This window comes from uncultured Mucilaginibacter sp., assembly GCF_937859865.1.
Classification (GTDB): domain Bacteria; phylum Bacteroidota; class Bacteroidia; order Sphingobacteriales; family Sphingobacteriaceae; genus Mucilaginibacter_A.
In genome coordinates, this window is record NZ_CALMAT010000115.1 from 33,642 (window position 1) to 40,160 (window position 6,519).

Below are 6,519 nucleotides of genomic sequence, written 5' to 3' on the forward strand. Positions count from 1 at the left end.
ATTTAAAAACCTGCGTTTAAACCAAATGTAATTGTACGTGCTTTAGGGTAAGAAGTGTAATCTATTCCTCTTGAAGGTACATTGTTAATTTGCTTATTAGTATTAATTTCAGGGTCAAGACCAGAATAGTTGGTAATCAAGAGTAAATTTTGGCCAGTTAGGTTTAACCTTAAAGTTTTGAAAGTTTTACTGTTGTTTAAATTAAATGTATAACCCAACGTAGCATTTGAAAGACGTAAAAAATCCCCCTTTTCAAGCCAGCGTGTTGATACTTGTCCTGAGTTTAACGCATTTTCATTAGTAAAAGCCACGTCGGTTGTTACATTATGGCCGGTTACTAAGTTACCTCTGTAAAAATAAGCATTGGCTGTATTGTTATATACGTAGAAACCAGTTGCAGCATTTAGGAAAAAACTTAAACTCCATTTACCGTAACTAAAGTTGTTGGTTAAACCTGCGGTAAACTTAGGCAAAGCGCTTCCTTGCAAAGTAGCCGCATCAATACCATTAGGATAAATTGCAAACCCTTTCGCATCCAAACCATTGTATTGGGCTACTTTAAATGTAAACAACGGGTAACCATTTTGTATTACCTGCGAAAACGCACCTGATAAGCCCTGTCCGTTTATTGCACCCGTATTAACTACACGTTGGGCAAAGTTTTTTACTGTGTTTTTTAAGATGGTCATGTTATAGGCAATATCCCAGGTAAACTTATTGCCCTGTACAGCAGCAAAATTTAAACCTAATTCAAGCCCTTTGTTTATATTGTTGCCTGGCAAATTGATCCATTGTCCGGGAGAAGGCGCAGGAGCTGAGAAATACTGAAAGAATAAAAGGTCTTTTCCGTTTTTGTTAAAATAATCAATACTACCTGTTAACCTGCCTTTTAAGATTGCAAAATCAATACCTGCACCGTATTGGGTTGAAGTTTCCCATTTCAAATCCGGATTTGGCGAGTACAATAAAGTTGTACTATTGTTACCGAAATTATATTGGTTTACGGCAAGGGATTGATAAGCCGGAAACTCCTGGTTGCCTGTTTTACCATAATTTAAACGCAAGCTTAGTTCATCAAATAAAGTTTTTGGGGCAAAACTTTCATTCATTATTTTCCATTTTACCGCTAAAGCAGGAAAAGTAGCATATTTGTGGTTTGCACCAAATTTAGACGAGCCATCTGTCCGTACTGTTGCAGTAACCAAATAGCGGTCTTTGTAGGAATAATTAGCCCGGCCGTAAAATGACTGAAGCTCGTATTTTGTTGAATCACCATAGATAGGAACTCTGGTGGTAAAGTTGTTAATATCTTTTACCAACACATTTGGAGTAGATGTATTCGACCTGACATCATTACGCCCAAAGTTTTTAAACACCTGGTAAGAATAACCTCCTAAAACTGTTAAAGCACTATTGTCTGCCCATCTTTTATCATAATTTAAAGTGTGTTCTGTAATTTGTGAACTTAAGGTAACATACTGTAACTGGCCACGGCCGCTACCGGTAATTGCAGCAATTGATTGCCCTCTTACGTTGTCTGATTCTGTATAACCTGCTAAATTTGGATCGTAAAATGTTTTTCTTAAAGATGTTGAATAATCATTTCCAAAAGTCCCTCTGTAGCTTAAATTTTTAAATAATTTTAAGGTAGCACCAAAATTTCCCAAATACCTGTTGATATTATCTCTGTCATCTATTTGGTTTAACATAGCAACCGGGTTACGGTTACTGCCGTCAAAAAAATAAGTTCCGTCAGGGTTTTTTACCGGATAGGTTGGGTTAAGCGTTAATGCCGCCCCTATCAAACTTCCCTGCGCCCCTGCATTGTCTGTAATTGGCGCGTATGTATCTTTTACGTTTGATGCTAAAAAGTTCAAATCAAATTTTAATACGTCTTTAAATAAAGACTGGGATGCGTTTATACGGCCGGTTAAACGTTTTAAAGCTGATTTTTTAACAATACCATTCTGATCGTCGTACCCAAAAGAAGCCCTGTAAGTAAAACCTTGTTTATTTGCACCGCCAAAACCTAAAGTATAGCTTTGAGACAGTGCAGTACGAAAAATTTCTTTCTGGTAATCCACGTTTGCCCCTTTATTGATCGCTGACGCATCGGCACCAATGCCGTTAACTGCTTGTACAAATTGTGAAGCATTTAATAACTTATATCTGCTTGCGGTAGTGGCGACAGTGGTATTAGCTGAAAATTGTATTCCCTGCCCTGCCCGGCCTTTACGGGTAGTTATCAATACAACACCATTTGCACCACGAGACCCATAAATAGCAGAAGCAGAGGCATCTTTTAAAACAGATATATTTTCAATATCGGCAGGGTTTAAAAATGAAAGCGGGCTTCTTGCCGATGATGAACCAAGAGAGCCTGTTGTAGCGCCCGATCCCGAATAGGTGTCGTTAGTGATAGGAACTCCATCTATTACATACAAAGGATCATTACCAGCCCTGATTGAACCAGTACCACGGATGTTGATAGAGGCACTGCCACCTGGCTCTCCGCTTGACGGAGTTACCTGAACACCTGCTATCCGGCCTTGTATCAATTGGTCGGGTGTGGATATAATACCTTTGTTAAAATCCTTAGGGCCTAACGAAGCCACAGAACCTGTTGCATCTTTTACGCGCTGCGTACCGTAACCGACAACTACCACCTCATTTAAGGCATTAGTTGTTGACGTTAAGGTAACATTGACGTTGTTTGATGCCGGAATTGAAACCTCCTTGGAGGTATAACCGATGTACGAAACTACCAAAGTAGTGGCCGAAGCCGGGACCGTGATCCTGAAACTGCCGCTTGCATCGGTGTTGGTACCCGTGGTAGAACCTTTTACAATAATGGATACGCCAATTAAGGCTGATTTGTCTTTGCTGTCGGTTACTCTACCAGTAATTACCTTGTTTTGTGCCATTGCCGGCTGTATAACAAAGCAGATCAGGGCAAAAAAACCAAGTTGGAGTAGTCGTTTTAATTTCATAAAGTTGGGTTTAATTGGTTTAATAATTATTACAGGGTAAAAGAAGCATACTGTTTTTATACCTGTAATTTCGTTGCGGTGATAGGGTTAGGTAAGCGTTTTTTTTCATTTTAATAAGTTTGATTACAGATATAGCAGCCAACGCAAGCAAAATGCCTGCTGACGGAACAGCGTGAACAGAACCTTTACTCGGCCGTAACCCGGCATAAAAAGGCAGGGTTAGGTTTTGCAGCAGTACAGGGATGACGATAAACCCATTAAAAATGCCCATGTTATAATTTGTTTATGGTAAAAGGTTATGGTATAAATTTTTATAAAAACAAAACTTACGGCTATAAAAAGCCTAAAGGGTATTCGTATTGTTGTTTAAAAAGCTATTAAATCAACTTAATAATTGGTGCCTCGAAGATAGAAAAAGCAACAATAATTTTACAATAGCTTTGTCGTATTTCTTCTGCATGTGTTTTCGCAAACGTTTGTTGTTTAAAACTTCTACCTTTACAGGCCCGTTAACCTATGAAACCTGAAGTAACTTTAAAAAAGTTGGCAGTTATGCTTAATTTAAGCGTGTCCACTATTTCCAGGGCCTTAAAAAACCATCCCGACATATCCGCAGAAACACGCACGAAAGTCAAAGAGCTGGCTACCGTTTTAGAATATGAACCAAATGCTTATGCCATCCATTTGCGTACCAATAACAGCAAAGAGTTTGGCATTGTCATTCCTGCTATTTCCAGCTACTTCTATCATTCTTTCATCAGCTCGGTAGAGGAAGAAGCCCGACGGTTTGGCTATTCTGTTATTATCCTGCAATCCGGGGATGACCCGGTTTTGGAACAGGAAAACCTGAAAAAATGCAAACAAAACCGGGTGAGCGGTGTGTTTGCGGCCATTACTTCAAAAACAGAAGATATTCAAAGTTTTTTAAAATTAGAAAACCAACAGATCCCCGTTATTTTTTTTGACAAAGTGCCCGCTTTTGAAGCCTGCAACAAAGTTTGTGTGGCAGATGGTTTGGCAGCAAGCATGGCGGCAGAAGCGTTGATTTTGAAGAAAAAATTAGCTGTTTTATCTATATTTGGAAATAAAAACCTTTCTATCACCAAAAAGCGGTTAAAAAGCTATACCGATACTTTCAAAAAACATAAAACTGGTACAGAAATTTTTACTTTTCATGCCGGTAATACCGAAGAAGCTTTTCAAATTGTGCTCCAAGCTTTTGCCGGGCAAAGCAAACCGGATGCTGTTTTTTGCATGAGCGATGAGATTTTGGCCGGGGCAATGAAAGCCGTGCAGAAATTAGCGTTGAGGTTTCCAAAGGATGTAGGCATCATCACGATAAGCGACGGCTATTTGCCTAAAATATATTACCCAGAGATCAGTTACACAGAAACCAGCGGCCATAAATTAGGGAAGTTGGCTTTTAGCAGGATGCTGGCTTGTATAGCAGGCAGCACTGTGGCACAAGAATTAAGCATAGACTCTAAGTTGATTGAAGGCGGATCTTTGTAAAAACAATTATTGGTATTGCCGAAATTGTTGGGCCGGAACCAATGGGTTATTAAATTGAAAGCTGTAATGGTTTGAGCCGGTTTAACTTTATCCAAAAAAATACCAATGCTTCTTTTATACCCATAAATTTGGTATTGGCTTATACAGGTACAAAAACCACAAAAAACAATGATTTTTAGGTGGTAAAAGAAGCATGGGCAATATTTAAACAAGACCTTTATTTTTGAAGTACAGAAAATAAAATGGAAATGATGAAAAGTTTTACGAAGCCTGTCCAAATTTTAATTGGTTTATTATGGATGGCCAGCACCGCGTGCGCGCAACAGAACAAATTGCCCGATTGGGCTTTTGGCGGTTTTAAAAGGCCGGCTGGCATAAACCCGATAATCTCCCCTGACTCCAGTGCCAAATTTACGGACCCGATCTTGAATAAAGCCGTTGCTTGGGAATCCAATGACACTTTTAACCCGGCTGTTGCCATTATCAATGGTAAAATTGTGGTTTTGTACCGGTCGGAAGACAAATCCGGCGTTGGCATCGGCTTCCGCACTTCCAGGCTGGGTTATGCGGAAAGTTCGGATGGTTTTCATTTTAAACGAAGTAAAACACCGGTTTTTTACCCTGCCAATGATGCCCAAAAAAAGTACGAATGGCCCGGCGGCTGCGAAGACCCGCGGGTTGCCGTTACAGAAAGCGGCACGTACGTGGTGTTTTATACGCAATGGAACCGGGAAACCCCAAGGCTTGGCGTGGCAACATCAAAAGATTTGAAAAACTGGACAAAACACGGGCCGATATTTGAGGATGCGTATCAGGGAAAGTTTTTGAACATCCCGCATAAATCAGCTTCGGTATTGACCAAATTGGTTGGGGATAAACAGGTTATCACAAAAATCAACGGAAAGTACTGGATGTATTGGGGCGAACTGCATGTTTATGCGGCAACTTCTGCCAACCTGGTAGATTGGGAGCCGGTAACAAACCAGGATGGGACGCTTAAAGAACTGATCTCGCCCAGAAAAGGCTATTTTGATAGCGAACTTACCGAATGCGGGCCGCCCGCTCTGTTGACGGACAAAGGGATTATCCTATTTTACAACGGCAAAAACAAGGCCGGTAGTGATGGCGACAAGCGTTTTAATGCAAATTCCTACTGTGCCGGGCAGGCCTTGTTTGACAAAAACGACCCAGCAAAACCACTGGCCCGCTTAGACGTGCCATTTTTAAGGCCGATGGAAGCATTCGAAAAAAGCGGTCAATATGTAAACGGCACTGTGTTTATCGAAGGTATGACCTTCTTTCAAAAAAAGTGGTTTTTATATTATGGCTGCGCCGATTCGCGTGTTGCCGTTGCCGTGTATGACCCGACTCATCCAGCCCCGCCCGACCCTGTAAATTAAGCAGTAAAAATAATTATAGAAGCAAGCATCAAAGCTTAATTTAAATTACCACAATAAAATAAACTTATATTGACGCTTATCAAAGGTAAAAGCCCTTCACTGATTTTTACCCGATAAAAACAGCATCATCAATTTCTGATACTGTTTTTATCCCTGTTATTTCTTCCCGATCCGGTATAATTTTCCGCCATCAGTTACGGCATAAAGCGCGCCGTCTTTTCCTTCGGCCAAAGCCCGGAAGCGTTCGTTTTTATCAGCCAGCAGCCTTTCTTCGCCCACCACTTTGTTGTCTTTTATAACCAATCGTGCAATATGCGAGCCGCCCAATGCGCCCAAAAACAAGTTGCCTTTCCATTCGGCAATCGCATCGCTGTTGTAAAACGTACTTCCGGATGGCGAAATGCTGGGGTCCCAATAATAAATTGGTTGTTCTATGCCGACTTTTTGCTGGATGCCCTCGCCCACTTTATCGCCGCTGTATTCGATGCCATAAGTAACTAACGGCCAGCCATAATTTTTTCCGGCACGGATAATATTGATTTCATCGCCGCCGCGCGGGCCAAATTCGTCTTCCCACAATTCGCCGGTTTCGGTGTTCATCACCATGCCTTCTGGGT

The 6,519-nt window shown here is 40.9% G+C and carries 5 protein-coding genes; 2 read left to right on the top strand and 3 right to left on the bottom strand.

The annotated features are described in order from the left end of the window. Window positions 1–2: 2 nt before the first annotated feature. Window positions 3–2,990 carry a SusC/RagA family TonB-linked outer membrane protein gene (locus Q0192_RS11935; RefSeq protein ID WP_299289708.1) on the bottom strand — a complete coding sequence of 996 codons (2,988 nt, stop codon included), beginning with the start codon at window positions 2,988–2,990 and terminating at the stop codon, window positions 3–5. Window positions 2,991–3,009: 19 nt separating this feature from the next. Continuing rightward, complete coding sequence (locus Q0192_RS11940) at window positions 3,010–3,261, bottom strand: hypothetical protein (RefSeq protein ID WP_299289709.1); 252 nt, start codon at window positions 3,259–3,261, stop codon at window positions 3,010–3,012. A 245-nt stretch (window positions 3,262–3,506) separates the two neighbouring features. On the opposite strand from Q0192_RS11940, the gene Q0192_RS11945 reads away from it, so the two are divergent. Both Q0192_RS11945 and Q0192_RS11950 read left to right on the top strand, forming a co-directional pair. Next, on the top strand, window positions 3,507–4,502 hold the full coding sequence (locus Q0192_RS11945) for a LacI family DNA-binding transcriptional regulator (protein WP_299289710.1): 996 nt from the start codon (window positions 3,507–3,509) through the stop codon (window positions 4,500–4,502). A 248-nt stretch (window positions 4,503–4,750) separates the two neighbouring features. After that, a complete protein-coding gene (locus Q0192_RS11950; protein ID WP_299289711.1) occupies window positions 4,751–5,902 on the top strand; it encodes a glycoside hydrolase family 130 protein in 1,152 nt (383 codons plus the stop codon). 156 nt (window positions 5,903–6,058) lie between these two features. On the opposite strand, the gene Q0192_RS11955 is transcribed toward Q0192_RS11950, so the two are convergent. After that, the coding region (locus Q0192_RS11955; protein ID WP_299289712.1) for a PQQ-dependent sugar dehydrogenase at window positions 6,059–6,519 on the bottom strand (461 nt) is incomplete at its 5' end.